At 55.7% G+C, this 16,428-nt stretch carries 12 protein-coding genes; 9 read left to right on the forward strand and 3 right to left on the reverse strand.

Annotation, left to right across the window (positions count from 1 at the left end; genetic code table 11):
- Positions 1-273 precede the first annotated feature (273 nt).
- Positions 274-1,155 (reverse strand): LysR substrate-binding domain-containing protein, encoded by an 882-nt coding sequence (locus ACR0JI_RS20745; protein WP_480496459.1) that lies wholly within the window; start codon positions 1,153-1,155, stop codon positions 274-276.
- A 292-nt stretch (positions 1,156-1,447) separates the two neighbouring features.
- Here ACR0JI_RS20745 and ACR0JI_RS20750 point away from each other — a divergent pair, with 292 nt between their 5' ends.
- The 7 genes from ACR0JI_RS20750 to ACR0JI_RS20780 all read left to right on the forward strand — a co-directional run bounded on the left by ACR0JI_RS20750 (position 1,448) and on the right by ACR0JI_RS20780 (position 11,439).
- Entirely contained in the window at positions 1,448-2,398 is a 951-nt protein-coding gene (locus ACR0JI_RS20750; protein ID WP_480496457.1) for an ABC transporter substrate-binding protein, read from the forward strand.
- Between the two features lie 82 nt (positions 2,399-2,480).
- On the forward strand, positions 2,481-3,509 hold the full coding sequence (locus tag ACR0JI_RS20755; RefSeq protein WP_480496455.1) for a quaternary amine ABC transporter ATP-binding protein: 1,029 nt from the start codon (positions 2,481-2,483) through the stop codon (positions 3,507-3,509).
- On the forward strand, positions 3,509-5,491 hold the full coding sequence (locus tag ACR0JI_RS20760; RefSeq protein WP_480496453.1) for an ABC transporter permease: 1,983 nt from the start codon (positions 3,509-3,511) through the stop codon (positions 5,489-5,491). The genes ACR0JI_RS20755 and ACR0JI_RS20760 overlap by 1 nt, the downstream gene beginning before the upstream one ends.
- Before the next feature lie 14 nt (positions 5,492-5,505).
- Positions 5,506-7,905 (forward strand): trimethylamine N-oxide demethylase, encoded by a 2,400-nt coding sequence (locus ACR0JI_RS20765; RefSeq protein ID WP_480478512.1) that lies wholly within the window; start codon positions 5,506-5,508, stop codon positions 7,903-7,905.
- Positions 7,906-8,044: 139 nt separating this feature from the next.
- A complete protein-coding gene (locus tag ACR0JI_RS20770) occupies positions 8,045-8,755 on the forward strand; it encodes an IS6 family transposase (RefSeq protein ID WP_480496451.1) in 711 nt (236 codons plus the stop codon).
- Positions 8,756-9,125: 370 nt separating this feature from the next.
- Positions 9,126-10,181: a helix-turn-helix domain-containing protein gene (locus ACR0JI_RS20775; RefSeq protein ID WP_480496449.1), complete on the forward strand. Its 1,056-nt coding sequence runs from the start codon at positions 9,126-9,128 to the stop codon at positions 10,179-10,181.
- 154 nt (positions 10,182-10,335) lie between these two features.
- Complete coding sequence (locus ACR0JI_RS20780) at positions 10,336-11,439, forward strand: DUF4172 domain-containing protein (RefSeq protein WP_480478506.1); 1,104 nt, start codon at positions 10,336-10,338, stop codon at positions 11,437-11,439.
- A 350-nt stretch (positions 11,440-11,789) separates the two neighbouring features.
- Here the strand turns inward: ACR0JI_RS20780 and ACR0JI_RS20785 are convergent, their stop codons facing one another.
- Both ACR0JI_RS20785 and ACR0JI_RS20790 read right to left on the reverse strand, forming a co-directional pair.
- A complete protein-coding gene (locus tag ACR0JI_RS20785; RefSeq protein WP_480478504.1) occupies positions 11,790-12,161 on the reverse strand; it encodes a hypothetical protein in 372 nt (123 codons plus the stop codon).
- An 18-nt stretch (positions 12,162-12,179) separates the two neighbouring features.
- Positions 12,180-14,135: a DUF3604 domain-containing protein gene (locus ACR0JI_RS20790; RefSeq protein ID WP_480496447.1), complete on the reverse strand. Its 1,956-nt coding sequence runs from the start codon at positions 14,133-14,135 to the stop codon at positions 12,180-12,182.
- A 340-nt stretch (positions 14,136-14,475) separates the two neighbouring features.
- Between ACR0JI_RS20790 and ACR0JI_RS20795 the strand changes: the two genes are divergently transcribed.
- Together ACR0JI_RS20795 and ACR0JI_RS20800 are read left to right on the forward strand one after the other, a co-directional pair.
- Complete coding sequence (locus ACR0JI_RS20795) at positions 14,476-15,300, forward strand: peptidyl-prolyl cis-trans isomerase (RefSeq protein WP_480496445.1); 825 nt, start codon at positions 14,476-14,478, stop codon at positions 15,298-15,300.
- Positions 15,297-16,295, forward strand: coding sequence for a HupE/UreJ family protein (locus ACR0JI_RS20800; protein WP_480478498.1), 999 nt, complete (start codon positions 15,297-15,299; stop codon positions 16,293-16,295). Before ACR0JI_RS20795 ends, ACR0JI_RS20800 begins: the two co-directional genes overlap by 4 nt.
- Positions 16,296-16,428 lie beyond the last annotated feature (133 nt).

Here is a 16,428-nt window from a genome sequence, read left to right on the forward strand (position 1 = left end):
CACTGGATATTCCAAGCTTCGCGCCGATCTCCTGGATCGGCTTCTTATTCGCTTCACGCGCAATTTCGATGTCGGATTTATAGCTCATTGGGTTTGGTCTCCCTGCGTGAGATAGTCTGGATTGGTCCGGCCAAAGCGACAAAACGCAGGGCCAGATTCGGTCGAAATTTTCTTTAAGGTAAATAAATATTCCCAAGGGTCAATACGTGAGTTTAAGGCACCCAGGGGACATTTCCAAACATCAAGTCAAGAATCGGGGAATTGCAACCAGGATTAGGCGTATCTTTTTCGACCTGCGCTTAGACCCAGCAACCAATCCTCGACGATGCGCTGTTCCGGGAAGGCTTTTTGAAGCGACCTTTTCAGCAAGTAGTATCCGGATTGTGTTCGCACCGACGCGTTCTGGATCGGCCTGACCAACGCGCCGCTCTCAAGCAAGGGGTCAACAAGATGGGCCCAACCCAATGCGATTCCCAATCCATCGACGGCAGCCTGAACCGACAGTGGATAGGTGTTGAAAGCCACGGCCTGTTCCATCGATGAGGTGGAAACACCGTTACCGCTGAACCATGTACGCCACGTCATCCACTCCGCATGGCTGCTGGTGACTTCAATAAGGTCCAGTTCCGGCAGCGCGGAAAGATCCGCCGCATTGGGGTTGCTTCTGAGGTACTCGGGGCTGCAAACCGGGAACACTGTTTCTCCGAACAGAAGCTTTGCCTCGTATCCCGGCCAATCGCCATCCCCACGCAGGATCGTCAGGTCCATCGAATCCGAAAGACACTCTGCGTCACTGTCCGAAGACACCAGCGAAATACGGATACGGCCATTGGATTTGTTGAACTTGTGCAGCTGTGGCATCAACCACAAAGACGCAACAGAATTCGTCGCGGAAATCGACACCTTGTTAGCCTGATGCTTGGCCAGCATTTCACGGCTGACGTCCCGCATCTGATCCAGTGACTTCTCGACAGTGGCCAACAGAATGGCACCTTGTTGCGTCAGTGACACCGAACGGTGACCCCGCACAAACAATGGCACGTCATAATGCTGCTCCAGCAGGCGCACTTTGCGGCTGATCGCAGTTTCCGAGATGTTTAGCACCTTACTGGCCTGCGCAAAGCTTTGCGCTTTTGCCGCGGCTTCAAATGCCAACAAATAATCGAGCGGAGGAAGGACTTTCCCTAGGACTGATGTTTTCTTTGGCATTTACAGGACTTTTCCCGATCTGGACGCGGCCACACGCAAAAACATTCATGGGCACCAGTTGCCGTCTGAACGAGCAACCGACTGTTATCATAGTAAAAAGTTGAGTTTGCCTCAAGATTTTATGGTCAACGCCCCTCAAATTTCTTTTCTGCATTATGAGCGATTCTAGGCAAAATGCACGAATTCGCGGGCCGGAAGAGCCCCTTTGACAAAAATGAACCTCACTCAGGGAGCGAACATGAAACTTACAAACTTCCTTTCTGCAGCAACCTTGGCAGCAGTAGCGGGAACCGGGGCGATTGCCGAAGACAGCAGCGACCCGATCGTCATTCCAATTCACAACTGGTCCAGCCAGATCGTGATGTCCAACGTCGTCGGCCTGATCTTCGAGGAGATGGGCAACAACGTCGAATATGTCACCACCGACAGCCAGGCGGTTTATGAATCGGTCCGTCTAGGCGACGTCGCGCTTGAGATGGAAGTCTGGGAAGGCGCGTTTGGCGCATCCTACCGGGCTGCGCTGGAAAAGGGTGGTTTGCATGACGCGGGCGATCATGATGCCGTTACGCGCGAAGATTGGTGGTACCCGATGTGGACCAAAGACTCTTGCCCGGGTCTGCCTGATTGGAATGCACTGAACGACTGCGCGCACCTGTTTGCCACGGCCGAGACCGGGGATAAGGGCCGGTATCTTGATGGTCCGGTAGACTGGTTGAAGCATGGTAAGGAACGCGCCGAAGCGCTTGATCTGAATTTCACCGTGATCAATGCGGGTTCCGCCGCGGCGCTGTGGGCCGAGATTGGTGCCGCCGAGGCTGACAAGACGCCAGTTCTTGTGTTCAACTGGACGCCAAACTTTGCCGAAGCCGTCTGGCCCGGTGAGTTTGTGGAGTTCCCTGCTTGGGAAGACGGCTGCGACAAGGATCCCGCCAAGGGTCCGAACCCGGATGCGCTTTATGATTGTGGCAACCCGGCAAGTGGCTATCTGAAAAAGGCGGCTTGGGATGGCATGAAAGACAAGTGGCCAGCCGCGTATTGCGCCCTGACCCAGATTTCTTTCACCAACCCTCAGATCGCGGAAATGGCAAAGCTGGTCGACACTGATGAGCTTGAGCCGGAAGAAGCGGCGGAAGAGTGGCTGGACGCCAACCGTGCCGCTGTTGACCCCTGGATCAGTGACTGCAGCTGATAACGGCTAGGTATAGTGAATCTGGCGCGGCCTTGATCATTTTGTGATCCAGGGCCGCGCTCAAAAAGAAAGAAAAGCAGCCATGTCCGCCATCGCGCCTGTCATATCAGCCAAGAATGTCTGGAAACTGTTTGGACCCTCGCCCGAGAGCTATCTGAAGTCCATGCCAGCAGGCCGCAGTTTCGACGAGATCCGTGAGGATGGGTATATCGCCGGGGTCAAGGATGTCTCGATCGAGGTTGACCGTGGCGAAATGCTTGTCATCATGGGGTTGTCAGGATCGGGCAAATCCACGCTGGTGCGGTGCTTTTCGCGTCTGCACAACATTACCGGAGGCACGATCGAAGTAGACGGTCAGGACATCATGAAACTCAGCGAGCGCGATCTGATCGAATTGCGCCGCAACAAGATGGGGATGGTGTTTCAGTCTTTCGGTTTGCTGCCGCACCGCACTGTTCTGGACAATGTCGCCTTCCCGCTGGAAATGCGTGGGCAGGATCGCCACGACCGGCGCGAACGCGCTTTGGAGGTCATAAAGCTGGTGGGCCTTGAGGGCCGGGAAGAATACTTCCCACGGGAATTGAGTGGTGGCCAGCAACAACGTGTCGGCATCGCCCGGTCGCTGGCTATCGAACCGGATATCTGGTTTCTGGATGAACCCTTCTCGGCGCTTGACCCGCTGATCCGCCGGGAAATGCAGGATGAATTCCTGCGCCTGCAAGAGATGCTGGGCAAAACGATCGTCTTCATCACCCATGATTTCGACGAGGCGCTGCGTCTGGCTGACCGGATTGCTATCATGCGCAACGGTGCGGTCGAACAATGCGATACTCCGGATCAGATCGTGATGAACCCGGCGACCGAATATGTGGCGAAATTCACCGAGGATATCGACAAGGCCCGCGTGGTGCATGCGAAAGGGCTGGCAAAACCAGTGAACGGCCATACCCTTGAAGGCGCGCCGATCAATGGCGGATCAACCATTCATGAACTGGCCCGGGTTCTGGTCAACGATAAACGTATCCTGCTGCCGGTTGCGGATGAAACAGGCGTTGTCACCGGCGTTCTGGATCGCGATGCCGCGTTGAATGTTCTGCTCGGAGCCGAATGATGGCGACGCTGTCCACCGAGTTACCGGACACGGCAGACAGTGTGTGGGGGCGCACCAGAGTCCTTACCGCACTTCTGATCACAGCCTTTGCGCTGATCCTTGCCAAGGCGATCGGAATTCTCCCTGAATGGTTGAACCGCATTCCCGAGGCGGCAATCCCGCCAACGGCGCAGGTTCTGGATGCAGTCTTCGACTTCATCCAAAATGACCTTGGTCTGATCTATGTGACCCGCTTTATCGCCGAAGGCCCGTTGGAATTCCTGTTGGATATGTCGGCCAACCTGCTCGAAGGCAAGCGCCGCTGGCCTTATCTGGGCCCAATCCCGTGGTCAGCAATCGCTGCTGTTGCTGCTGTTGTGGGCTATGCCGTGGGGGGGTGGCGGCTGGCGGCTCTGGGTGCGGGTACGTTTATCTGGACCGCTGCAATCGGCCAGTGGAACATCGCCATGCAGACCATGTCGGTCATTGTAGTGGCGGCGCCGCTGGCGTTTGTGCTGGGCCTGGTGCTGGGCATCGCCGCCTGGAAATATGGTCGGTTCGAGCGGGTGCTGAAACCTATCCTGTCCGTTCTGCAAACCCTGCCTTTCTTTACTTATCTCTTGCCAGCGGTGATCTTTTTCAAAGTCGGACCAACTGCGGGGGCCGTGGCTACAATCACCTTTGCCATCCCGCCGATGATCCTGATGACCACACTGGGTCTGAAGAAAGTCAGCCCCGAAGTGATCGAAGCCGGCCAAATGTCCGGATGTACACGCTGGCAAATGCTGCGGCATGTATATGTCCCAGCCGCCCGCACCGAAGTGCTGGTAGGTGTCAATCAGGTGATCATGCTGTGTCTGGCAATGGTGGTTCTCACCGCCTTTATCGGTATGCCAGGCCTTGGTGCCAAGTTGCTTGCAATGATGGGCAGCTTCAAACTTGGCCGTTCGTTTGAAATCGGCGTGACCATCGTTCTTCTTGCGGTCATGCTTGACCGGATGTCGAAGGCCTGGGTCGTCAAACAGCCCATTCATTTCGAACGCGGAACGCCATGGTGGAAACGGCATCGGATTCCCCTAATCGCAGTAGGTCTGTTCATCGGGTTCACCCTGTTGTCGCAAGTGTTTCCGATCCTGGCTGAAGTTGGTCGCAAGCAGCATCTGAGCCAGGGCAAGGAAATCGACGATGTGATCAAGTCGGTTCTGGCCTTCGATGTGATCAAAGGGACAACCGAATGGCTGCGCTGGTTCCTGAACGTCAAAGTGCTGATCCCGTTTCGTGATACTCTGCTTGCCATTCCGACACCTGCGTTCATCCTGCTGGTTGTTTCCTTTGCCTATTGGGTCGGAGGCCGCAAACCCGGTATCTATGCTGCGGTGTTTTTTACAATCGTCGCGTTTTCCGGCTGGTGGGATCGCTCGGTCATCACGCTTTATACTGTGATTTCAGCGGTTGTGCTGGCAACTCTGATCGGTATCCCCTTGGGTGTTGTTGCAGCTCGGTCCAACCGCTGGTCCAAGAGTATCCTGCTGGCCTGCGACACTGCGCAAACCTTCCCTAGCTTCATCTATCTGATCCCCGCGATCATGCTGTTCGGCGTCAATGACGTGGCGGTCGTGTTTTCCATCCTGATCTTCGCCGCCGTGCCGCTGATCCGCTATACCATCATCGGTCTGGGAAGCGTGCCGCCGGAAATGACCGAAGCCGCAGACATGTCTGGTTCGACGCGCCGACAAAAACTGATGTCAGTACAGTTCCCGCTGGCGCTGCCGACAATGGCCGTCGGGTTCAATCAGGCCATCATGTTCGCGTTCTTCATGGTCATTATCGCCGCGTTCATCGGCACGCAGGATCTGGGGCAGGAGTTGCAGCGAACACTGGCAGGCACCGAATTGGGTAAGAATTTTGTACTGGGTCTGAACGTGTCTCTGATGGCGTTGACCTTTGATTTGGCAATCAGCAGCTGGGCCGAAAAGCGCAAGCGCGCTTTGGGGCTGGATTAACCGGAGTTGTTCAGATGAACGTAAAACCCTTGTTTGAGGTACCGTTCGAACGCAGCGGGGTGCTGGCTCCTGGTCTGCCCATCCTGCCGCATGGCACAGAACGCCATCCGGTTCCCGCAATGGGATCGCGCGCCGTTCCGGTGTTCAAAGGGGACACGATCACATTGCTGGATCGCGACGGGATGCAGCCCGCGGAGATGGTATTTTTTGCCCCCGACCGAAGCTCGGACGCGGCGATGCTTGGCGCGCGGGGACACGGGCGTCCCGACGGGGTAATCGCAACGCTGGCTAACGGTTCCGCCTCAGGCCGGAAGGTTTTGCGCGCGCTCGAGGTTGCGGGGTTTGACATCGGGCAGGGAGACGCAATACGCGCTTTTGCCGAAGGCTCGCGCCCCGGCGACATGATGCATTTCGTGGCGGAAAGCGATGGTCTTCTGATTGTCGCCGCGCCCGGCGAGGCGATGCGCCCGGAGAACAACAACCCTCCAACGGATATCATCCTCTATATTCAGCGTTCCGCGCCGGGTCTGGAAAAGCCGGGTGTTGGCGCGCCTGAGCCCTTGGCCGACCCTCTCAGGGACATCAACATTCAACCGGGAAACGCCATATCTTATGAGGTCAAAGCCGGAGAATTCATCCAGATTCTGGACATTCGCGGGCGCGAATGTTCGGATTTTCAGGCCTTCAGCCGCCGGGCGCTGGATCAGGGGATTGAGCGCGAAATCGATCCGACGACAACCCGCAGCCTGATGGGCAGCCTGTACCCGCAACCGGGGATATTTTCGAAATACTGGTCCGTCGATCAGGAGCCCTTGATCGAAATCGTGCAGGACACTTGCGGTCGTCATGACACGTTTGGCCTTGCTTGTACGGCGCGGTACTACGAAGACCTTGGTTATCCCGGTCACGTAAACTGTTCGGACAATATTAACAAAGATCTGGACCAGTATGGCATCAAGCCGCGCGGCGGCTGGCCTGCGATCAACTTCTTTTTTAACACGATGCTGGATGACGCCAATGCCATTGGCATGGACGATCCCTGGTCGCGACCGGGTGACTTCGTGTTGCTGCGCGCGCTGACGGATCTGGTTTGCATCAGCACGGCATGTCCCTGCGACATCGATCCGGCAAACGGATGGAACCCGACCGATATTCAGGTGCGAACGTACAAGGCGACCGAGGATTTTCAACGATCCTACGGCTATAGAAAATCTGCGGAGGCGGATGTGGAAGAAACCAAAAAAACTGCATTTCACGACTGCTTTGCGCGGCACACCCGGGATTTCGTCGAGTATAACGGCTATTGGCTGCCGAACACGATGACCAATCATGGCGCGATTGCCGAATACTGGGCCTGTCGGGACAAGGTTGCCGTCATGGACCTGAGCCCGCTGCGAAAATACGAGGTCGTCGGACCCGATGCAGAAGAGCTGATGCAGCTATGCGTGACCCGCAACATGAAAAAGCTAAGCGTCGGTCAGGTCGTCTATACCGCAATGTGTTATGAGCACGGCGGGATGATTGACGATGGCACCGTCTATCGTCTGGGTGAGACAAACTTCCGCTGGATCGGAGGGAATGACACCAGTGGATTGTGGCTTCAGGAACAAGCGCAAAAACGCAACTTGAATGTCTGGGTGCGCAATTCGACGGATCAGCTGCACAACATCGCGGTTCAAGGGCGGCACAGTCGCGACATCCTCTCGCAGATCTTCTGGACCCCCCCCCAGCAGCCGACCATTGAAGAGCTACCCTGGTTCCGGCTTACAGTGGCCCGGGTCGGAGATATGCGCGGAACTTCGGTCGTGATTTCCCGGACCGGATATTCCGGCGAACTAGGGTACGAAATTTTCTGCCATCCCAAAGACGCCGTCGAGATATTCGACCGTGTCTGGGACGTTGGTCAGAACTATGGAATTGCCCCGCTTGGCCTTGCCGCGCTCGATATGTTGCGGATCGAAGGCGGCCTGATCTTTGCCGGATCCGAATTCGACGATCAAACCGATCCGTTCGAGGCTGGCATCGGCTTTACGGTCCCGTTGAAGTCAAAAACCGATGATTTTATCGGACGCACCGCAATTGAGGAACGGAAGGCCCACCCTCATCGCAAACTTGTCGGGTTTGAAGTAGAAGGTGGAACCGTTCCTTCACCGGGCGATTGTGTGCGCATCGGAAAGGCACAGGTCGGCGAAATCACCAGCGCGATGAAATCACCCATCTTAGGAATGATCATCGCCTTAGGTCGTGTTTCGTCAACTCATGCGATCGTGGGTCGCGACATAGAAATTGGTCAACTGGATGGGCAGCAAAAGCGTTTAAAGGCGAGAATCGTTCCGTTCCCGCATTTTGATCCAACCAAAGAGCGCGTGAAAGGTGTCTACCTCGAAAATAGTTTTCCGGACGCAGCAGAATGATAATTTGATGGTTCCGTTGCAAAGATTGGGGTTGTTCGGAAACCCGCTTTTGTGCCGGTGGGTTAGGCCGCCATATTGCTAACCTCCTGATGGGTATTGCCAAGTTGTTCGTCTGTCTTGACCGGGCTATCCGCGGGTCATGAACAATCCGACCAATATGCCACGCCTAAAAGGGTTCCGCTATCCTCGTGAGATCATTGCTTATGCAGTCTGGGCGTACCACCGCTTTGCACTGAGCACGGCGGATGTTGAGGACCTGTTGGCAGCGCGGGGCGTGATTGTAAGCCGGGAAGCGATCCGGCTATGGGTCAATCGGTTTGGGCAGCATTTCGCAGACTGCATCCGACGAGATCGTCCGCGGCCAAACGACAAGTGGCACATGGACGAAGTCGTGATTTCGATCCGTGGCAGAAAACACTGGCTATGGCGCGCCATCGACGCAAATGGTGATGTCCTCGACATTCTCGTACAAACACGTCGGAACGCAAGGGCTGCAAAGCGGTTCTTTCAAAGGCTGGTGGCCCAATTTGGTGAACCGAGGGTCGTAATCACTGACAAGTTGCGCAGCTACATCAAGCCGATCAATAAGTTGGCTCCGGACGCCGACCATCGCGCCCACAAAGGCCTGAATAATGCAATCGAAGTGTCGCACAGGCCGACACGGAAGCGAGAAAAAATGTTTGGGCGGTTCAAATCACATCCGCAAGCCCAGAGGTTTCTGTCTGCACATGAGCAGATCAACTTAATCTTCCGCCCCCGCCGATACCAACTCACCGCCATCTCATACCGCCACGCACGGGCTGATGCATTCACACTCTGGGATGAATACACCGCAGAAATGACAGCCTGAGCGCGGAACAAAATCACTTTTCATGCATCCTCAAACAACTTGGCAATACCCCACCAACAGATCACTAACTGTTTCGGTCAAAAGGACCGGAGCCAACGCTGGCTTCGCTGGCTGGTTGGACAAAAACATGGCTGAAATTATCAAGCGCTCACACGCTGAGTTTACAGCTGTAAACGCCGAGAAAAAGAACTGAGGACGAGCAGAAAGGAGGAAGGCAAACAAACAAAACCCCCGAAACCGGAGCTTCGAGGGCTGCTGCGCAAAGCGCAATTCTTAGATTAGACACCTAGAATCTAGCAGCACCCGAATCGCCACACAAGAAAAAACGCTCTTGAGCGAACGGGTAATTTTTGTCTGCCGATAGATAATCATGAAAACACTAACAGCATTGGCTCCAAATGGAGCAACCTTGTCGGGAACGGCAGGGCAGGGGAGTTGTACGCCCAAAAAATGGATACTTCTTCGCGCGGTTGAAGAGGCCAGAGAACCTCTTGGCTTAAAATCTACAACTCTCAATGTCCTGAGAGCGATGATTTCCTTTGTGGGCGGTGATCAGATTACAGTGGACCAAGATGATCATCACATCTGTTTCGCGTCCAACGCGGCAATCGCCAAACGAACTCATGTCAGCGTGCAGACTGTTGAGCGTCATATCTCGACGCTGGTTGAGCTTGGACTTATTCGTCGCATCATGAGCGCAAACGGCAAGCGATGGGCGCGCCGGGATCGACAGGGCAGGGTGATCACCGCAACTGGGCTCTCCTTGATGCCTTTGTCTGAAAGGCATGCAGAGTTCATCCAGGAAGCCCAGAGGCATGCTGATCGCGTTCTCGAGTTCACTGTACTCCGTGACAAGGTTTCCGCCGCTCTGGCGCGCCTTAGAGAACTTGTAGCAAATGACACCGCGATCTCTGATTTGATGACCACTGTACGCAATGCTCTGCGTCGCAAACCAGATGCGAATATACTCAGCGAGCTGTTGGCAGAAATCTCTGTGGAAATCTCCGAGATAACACAAACTGATGCAGAAAATTTGAGGGCCAGTAACAGTGAAATTGAGGGGCACAAAGAGAACTCTTTGAATCCGAAAGTTAAGAAAGAAAAACTTTCTCAGATTCAGGTTTCTCCAGATCAAATGGAGCGCAGTTTTCCACGGCTATGCTCAGAACTACGCTTTGCTAAAGATCAGCACCACTGTGATCGGCTTATGGATGATATCGCCGAGTACCTGCGGCTTGGCCAAACCTGGTATGCAATGAAATCAACGTTTCGCCCAGCTATTCGCTTCATCGTTCTCGGATACATCTTCCAACGTGCTGAAAACATACAATCTCCAGGGGCTTACCTGATTTCATTGCTGGCTAAAATCCAAAAGGGAGAACTGTCCCCAAAGGCAATGCTCTCGCGGTCCTCCAATGCCACGTAAATTTCAGGAAACAAGACAAGTTTCACCGTTTTCAGATTACACGTCCAATCGATGATCGGATCGAAAAGTTTGAAAAAGGTGAGCTATAGGATTGACCTCTATAAATCACATATCCATAAGTAGTGAGTTATAGAAAGGAGGCTTATACCTCACGATGTGGAACTGGCAGTACCCTGATTGGCCGACCTTTCGTTACGATGCCGCAAGACTCGAACCATACGAGCAACAGTTCCTGTTGTCCTCAGGGGAAGTTCTTGGAGCTGTTCATCATGTGAACACATCGGATCGAGATCAATTGCGTATCGACCTGCTAAGCGAAGAAGCGATGAAAACCAGCGCGATCGAAGGTGAGATGCTGGATCGTCTCAGCGTGCAATCTTCCTTGCGTCGGCATCTTGGACTGGCTCCCGACAGCTATCCATCCAAACCGCGCGAGCAGGGCGTTTCTGAAATGATGGTGGATGTTTATTCCAATTATTCGGAACCACTGTCACACGACACTCTGTTTCGGTGGCATGACATGCTTCTGTCCCATGACAGGCATCTGGAAAGGATTGGAGCATACCGAAGCCATGAGGATGCGATGCAAATCGTCTCAGGCAGGCTCGACCGCCCAACGGTGCATTTCGAAGCGCCACCTTCACATCAGGTTCCGGCTGAAATGGACCAGTTCGTGACCTGGTTCAACCGGACCGCACCGGATAGTCCCGAACCATTGCGCGCACTGATCCGGGCCGGTTTGAGCCATCTGTATTTCGAGAGCATTCACCCCTTTGAGGACGGCAATGGCCGGTTGGGTAGGGCGCTGGCTGAAAAGTCCCTGGCGCAAAATATTGGTCAGCCAAGCCTGATTGCCCTTGCTTTCACCATCGAGCGAGAGCGGAAGGCATATTATGATCAGCTTGAACGCCATCAAAAAACGCTGGACGTCACACCATGGCTTATCTGGTTTGCAGAGACCGTACTTACAGCGCAGCAGGTGACTCTTGAGCGGGTTGGGTTCTTCATATCCAAGACGCACTTCTATGACCGGCATCGCGATCAGTTTAACGCCCGCCAAGGCAAGGTAATCGCCCGGTTGTTCAAGGCTGGGCCGGATGGGTTCAAAGGCGGATTGAGCGCCGAGAACTATATCTCGATCACGGGAACGTCCCGCGCCACAGCGACGCGGGATCTGCAGGACCTGGTAGAGAAGGGGGCTTTGACCCGAACCGGTGAACTTCGGTACACACGCTATTGGCTAAAGCTGGACGGGTAGGGGGCTGAAGTACGGCACGAAGGGCGGTCTCCGGACATTCGCCGCAGTCCCGAGCCAGCCTGGGCTTTGATCAAAGCCGACGTTCAAAAGGTGCCGATTCCGAGCTCGGCTCTGCATCGCTGCAAGCCCGCTCCGAGCCCAATCCGGCCGGACCGAAATCACAAGTTTTTCTGCTGCAGCAGGCCGGACGGAAAATCCAATCATAGCCCATCGTTGTCCCGCAGCGATGAAAGCGGACGCTCGAATTGGTCGCGGCATGCATTACTGGCTATCCATCCATCTCCAACGGAGGTCTGCTCAGTGATCTATTGTCTAACACCGACGTGGCGCTGGTACTCGTCGCACAATCTTCAGGCGACGCCATTCAGGCTTTCACTGGGACAAGTCGCGAACTCCGATACTTCCGGTGTTTTGGCCAGAACTCCCACGTTCGTCATTTGACCGGCATCCACTTTTCTGACGATTGACCCGGCCTCAACTTCCTCGACCGTAACGTTGAAGGGCAAGAGAAAACCACATTGGCCCCGGCGTTCACTGCCCGAAATGCAAGTTTCAGGTTGCTTGCCCCAAGAATTGAATAGCTGTGAAAGACCTCCCAAAGCTTCTCCACAAAAAGCCTTGTCGAGGTCGATGCGCGAAATGACCCCGAAGCCTTCTACAGCGAGCGTGGCAATTACCTTCTCGACCGCACCATTGAACGGACGGTCGAGGCTTACTGTCATCCCAAATTCCACTGCCCGTCAGCCTGCTGGCGTGTACCAGATGGGAGATGTGTAAGCACGCTCCTGCTGTGATGTCGGTGCGCCTTCAGGAATCTCGATCCCGTAGCGATAGGCATCGTAGACATACCAAGGCGGTGTGGGGATCTCCAATACCCGGGCGTAGTAGAAGGCCGGGCGGGCGGGATCGAAGTCCGGGTCGGTCCAGACGGTCGCAAGCTCGGATGCCCCGATCGAGTTGGCCCAGCTCGCCGTTGCCACATTCACCGTATCGCCTACCGCGGGCACCATGCCATCCGAGCCGGGGACGCGCCCGTCGGACCAGGCGACGTCGTAGACCGCCTCGCTGGTCGTGCCGTCCTCGTTGAGCCAGCCCTTCACGACCTGGATGCGGTCGAGGTTGGCGCCAATCGGATCCCGTAGCGCGGCCACCATGAATGTCGGCGCCTCGGCCCCATCAGGCGCAGCGGACAGATCAGCGCCCATGGGCACGCCTTTCGAATACCCTACGGTTGACGGAATACGAGATGCGATATCGGCCTCGTCAAAGTCCCAGCCACCGAAGAAACGAACCGATATTCTAGGGCCGGTCGTGGCGTAGACTTCCTTGCGCGCCATGGCGTCGAAGATGCTTTCGCGGGTATTCTCCTCGGCCCAGACCGCCGTGAGACCGGCAGCGACCATCTGCCAAGCGAACAGCTCACCGTTTTCATTCTTCATGAAAGGATGCTGCATCCGCTCTGCGGACGGCTCGTACCCGGTGTGCTTGCCAAAGAAATTCTCTTCTTCGGCGGTCACAAGACCGGTATGACTGTCTGTCGCGCCGCTGAACCCAAACTTGTAAGGATTTGTCCCGAACTCAGCTTCCAGCGCCAGCCCGCTCTTCAGCGCTTCGCGGGCATATTCTCGCGCCAGCATATCCTCGGTCTTGGCTTCGGATAGATCGAGGTTGCCGACATCCCAATTGTAATAGTCGGCAAACTCGTCATTCGGGCTGAGAAACGGGTGTGCCTCGCCGTCGCCCTTGATCTGAGTGATCTCATAGAGCGGTTCCCATTTGGCCCGGGCTTCAACGTACTCTTGAGTCACAGGCGAGCCGTCGAACCGGATGTCGATCGGAAACATTACGCCGTTGGACAGGTTGCCGTTGTGTGCAAGTGCCAGCACCGCGCCGTTGGTCTTCTCCTCGTAGGCCTCGAGATAGGCATAGAGATCCATGGGATCGGGACTGCCCCAGGGCGGCGTCATCACCATGGGAACAACTTGCCCAACGCGGTCCGGCCCATCGCGGAAAATCACGTTGCGGTGCATGTTGTTGCCCGCGACGAGCGAAGTCCATTCGAACCCGAGCATTGGGGTAAAGATGCCGGGCTCGTAGAAGCGCTCGGCGGTCTTGAGGTTGTCCGACCAAATCGTTGCGAACCTTCGCGAGCCGGGCATGTAATTGTTGAACATTTCCTCTTCGATGGCGCCCTGAGAAACGCTTCCGATCAGGTCAAGCGCTGTATCCACTGCTGTCTGTCCGCCCGCGCGGAACCCGTCGGACCAACGTTTGCCCTGTTCATAGCGCGTAACCGACGGATTGCCTGCAAGAGCGTCGAAGATCATGCCCATACCATCCGAGTGATCTGCAATAACCAGCCAGTCTAATGGGCGCGACAGGCGAACAGGCTGGCCAGAGGACGCGATGATCTCTTCTCCGCGCGCAAAACGATAAGCATCCTCATGGTCAAGGCGCGCACCGAAACCTCCGGCGTCCATAGATTGTCCCGTATGAAGATGCGTCTCTCCCCAAAGTGGCCGTTCCGGGAAAGTTCGACCAGCATAGGGTGAATAGGCCGGCGCTGGATAGGTATCGGCGAGCTGTTCCGAAGTTGGGGTCCATTCCTGCGCATGGGCTGGCATTGCCGTAGTGAGGACAGTCGTTGCGAGCAAGGCAATCGCGTTTTTTACGGCGGCGTGTCTCTGCTGTTCCATGTCTTCTCCTCCCAACGCTTCTGTTTTAGCATAAAACCATATTTTAGCGGTTTGGTCGAACAGTCCCCATGACCGAGATCAAACGGACGTCGTGCTTGGTATAGAGATTTGGCGTTGGAAATCTGGTCTGATTAAGGGCGCCCGTTTGGTGCCAAAGCTTCCGTGCCACGATACCCTTGATCATCGTCGAATGCATGGAATCCGGCGGTAAGGGTCGCGAGGTTGGCGATTGTATATGCCTCAAGATTACTTGGGTTTTGTGTAATAGCTTGCAATCACATCGCCGACCGTAGAGCTTACCCCCTTGTGGCGACTGATACCCGAAGGCCTGATGATACGCATGCGAACGCTTCTTCTTTCCCCGCTTGTCCATTTCTTCGCGCTTGGTGCCCTGATCTTTGCCGCATACGCGGCGATCGAGGATGAGCCAGTTGCGCTCAGCCCCGATATGATCAGCTTGACCGAGAGCGAGGCAAACCGACTGGTGCAGAACTTCATTGCCACCTGGAACCGCCCCCCCACGATCCGGGAGTTGGAGAACTTGATGCAATCGTGGGCGCTGGAAGAGGCCTATGTCCGCGAGGCGCTGATCCTCGGACTTGATCAAGGCGACGTGGTCATACGCCAGCGATTGAACCAGAAGATGAAGTTCCTCGCAGAATCCGGCGCCGCGATGGTGGAACCAGATGAGGCCATGCTTCAGACGTATCTGGACCAAAACCCGGAACGGTTCACGCAAACCGCTCGAATGGCTCTGGAACAGATCGTTGTGCCCGGAGATCGGGATACCTTAGAACTTCTGGCGCTGCTGGAGAACGGTGCCGACCCGGCGACGCTGGGACCGGCTACTCTACTGCCACAGTCCTTTCCGATAACGCCTTCGCCGGTGATCGACCGCACATTTGGAGAGGGGTTCCACGAGGCGCTGGCGGACCTGCCGGTCGGAAAATGGCAGGGTCCGGTCGAGAGCGGCTATGGCCTGCATCTCGTGCGGGTAATCGAGAGAATGGACGCCGTGCTGCCACCGCTGTCCGAAATCCGCGACCGCGTAAAGGCCGAATGGCTCGCCGCTGAGACAAAGAAAATGCGCGAAAGCTTCGGTCAAGCGCTGCTGGATCGCTACACCATTATCTTGCCCAACGCCGAAGGGGTGTTGAACAGATGAAACGGCTGCTGTTACTTCTGCTCGCCATTTCCGCCATCTGTCTGCCGGGATACGCGCCGGCCCACGCGCTTGATCCAGGGTATCTCGATCTCGCGTCCATGGGGCAAGAGCGCTGGCGCGTGACCTGGCGCGCACCTGACGTGAACGGTCGAATGATGCCCATAGAGGCTCGCCTGCCAGGGAACTGTTCACATGAGCCGCCTCCGTCACCGTCCTTTGATGGACGTGCCTGGACAACCGCATGGGTAACCACCTGTCCAGGAGGCCTTGAGGGCGGTGTGATCGAGATCGTCGGGCTGGAGCAGACCAGAACGGAAACCTTAGTGCGGTACGAATTGGAACCCGGACAGACGCAGGTGCGTCGCCTGACATGGACCGAAACCGCATTCACTGTACCTGAGGATCCTGGGGTTCTTGACATCCTTTCGAGCTATGTCGCGCTCGGAGTGACACACATCCTCGAAGGCCTTGATCACCTGCTTTTTGTCTTCGCGCTTGTGCTGCTGATACGCGATCGCAGTCGGTTGTTCTGGGCGATCACGGCGTTCACCGTTGCGCACAGCATCACGTTGGCTTCGGCCACTCTCGGCTGGCTGAACCTCCCTCCTCCACCTGTCGAGGCCGTGATTGCGCTTTCAATCGTGTTCCTCGCCCATGAGCTATCGCTTTCACCGGAGAACCGTGACCCGTTGGCCGTGCGTTTCCCCTGGATCGTCGCTTTCGCATTCGGCTTGATACATGGTCTGGGGTTCGCCGGGGCACTGAGGGAGATCGGCTTGCCTGAAGGGGACATTCCACTGGCCCTGTTTGCTTTCAACGTCGGGGTAGAGCTTGGTCAGATCCTGTTTATCGTTGTGGTACTGACCATTGGGTTCGCGGCCCGGCTTCTCTATCCGGCAGTAAAAGAGCGAGCGGTCCAGCTTGAACACGTGACAAGTTACTGCGTTGGTAGTCTAGCCGCCTTTTGGGTGATTGAACGGATTGCGGGATTTTAAACAAGATTCGAATGCAGCGACCAACGTAGCCACTGATGCGCTCTGAATGACCGCTCTCTGGGAATCGCAGCTGCAGTGCGGCGAGGACTCCTTAGATCGTGCCTCAACCGGTGTTCCAATTTCGCTGCATTCG

Source organism: Ruegeria sp. N10 (assembly GCF_056531545.1).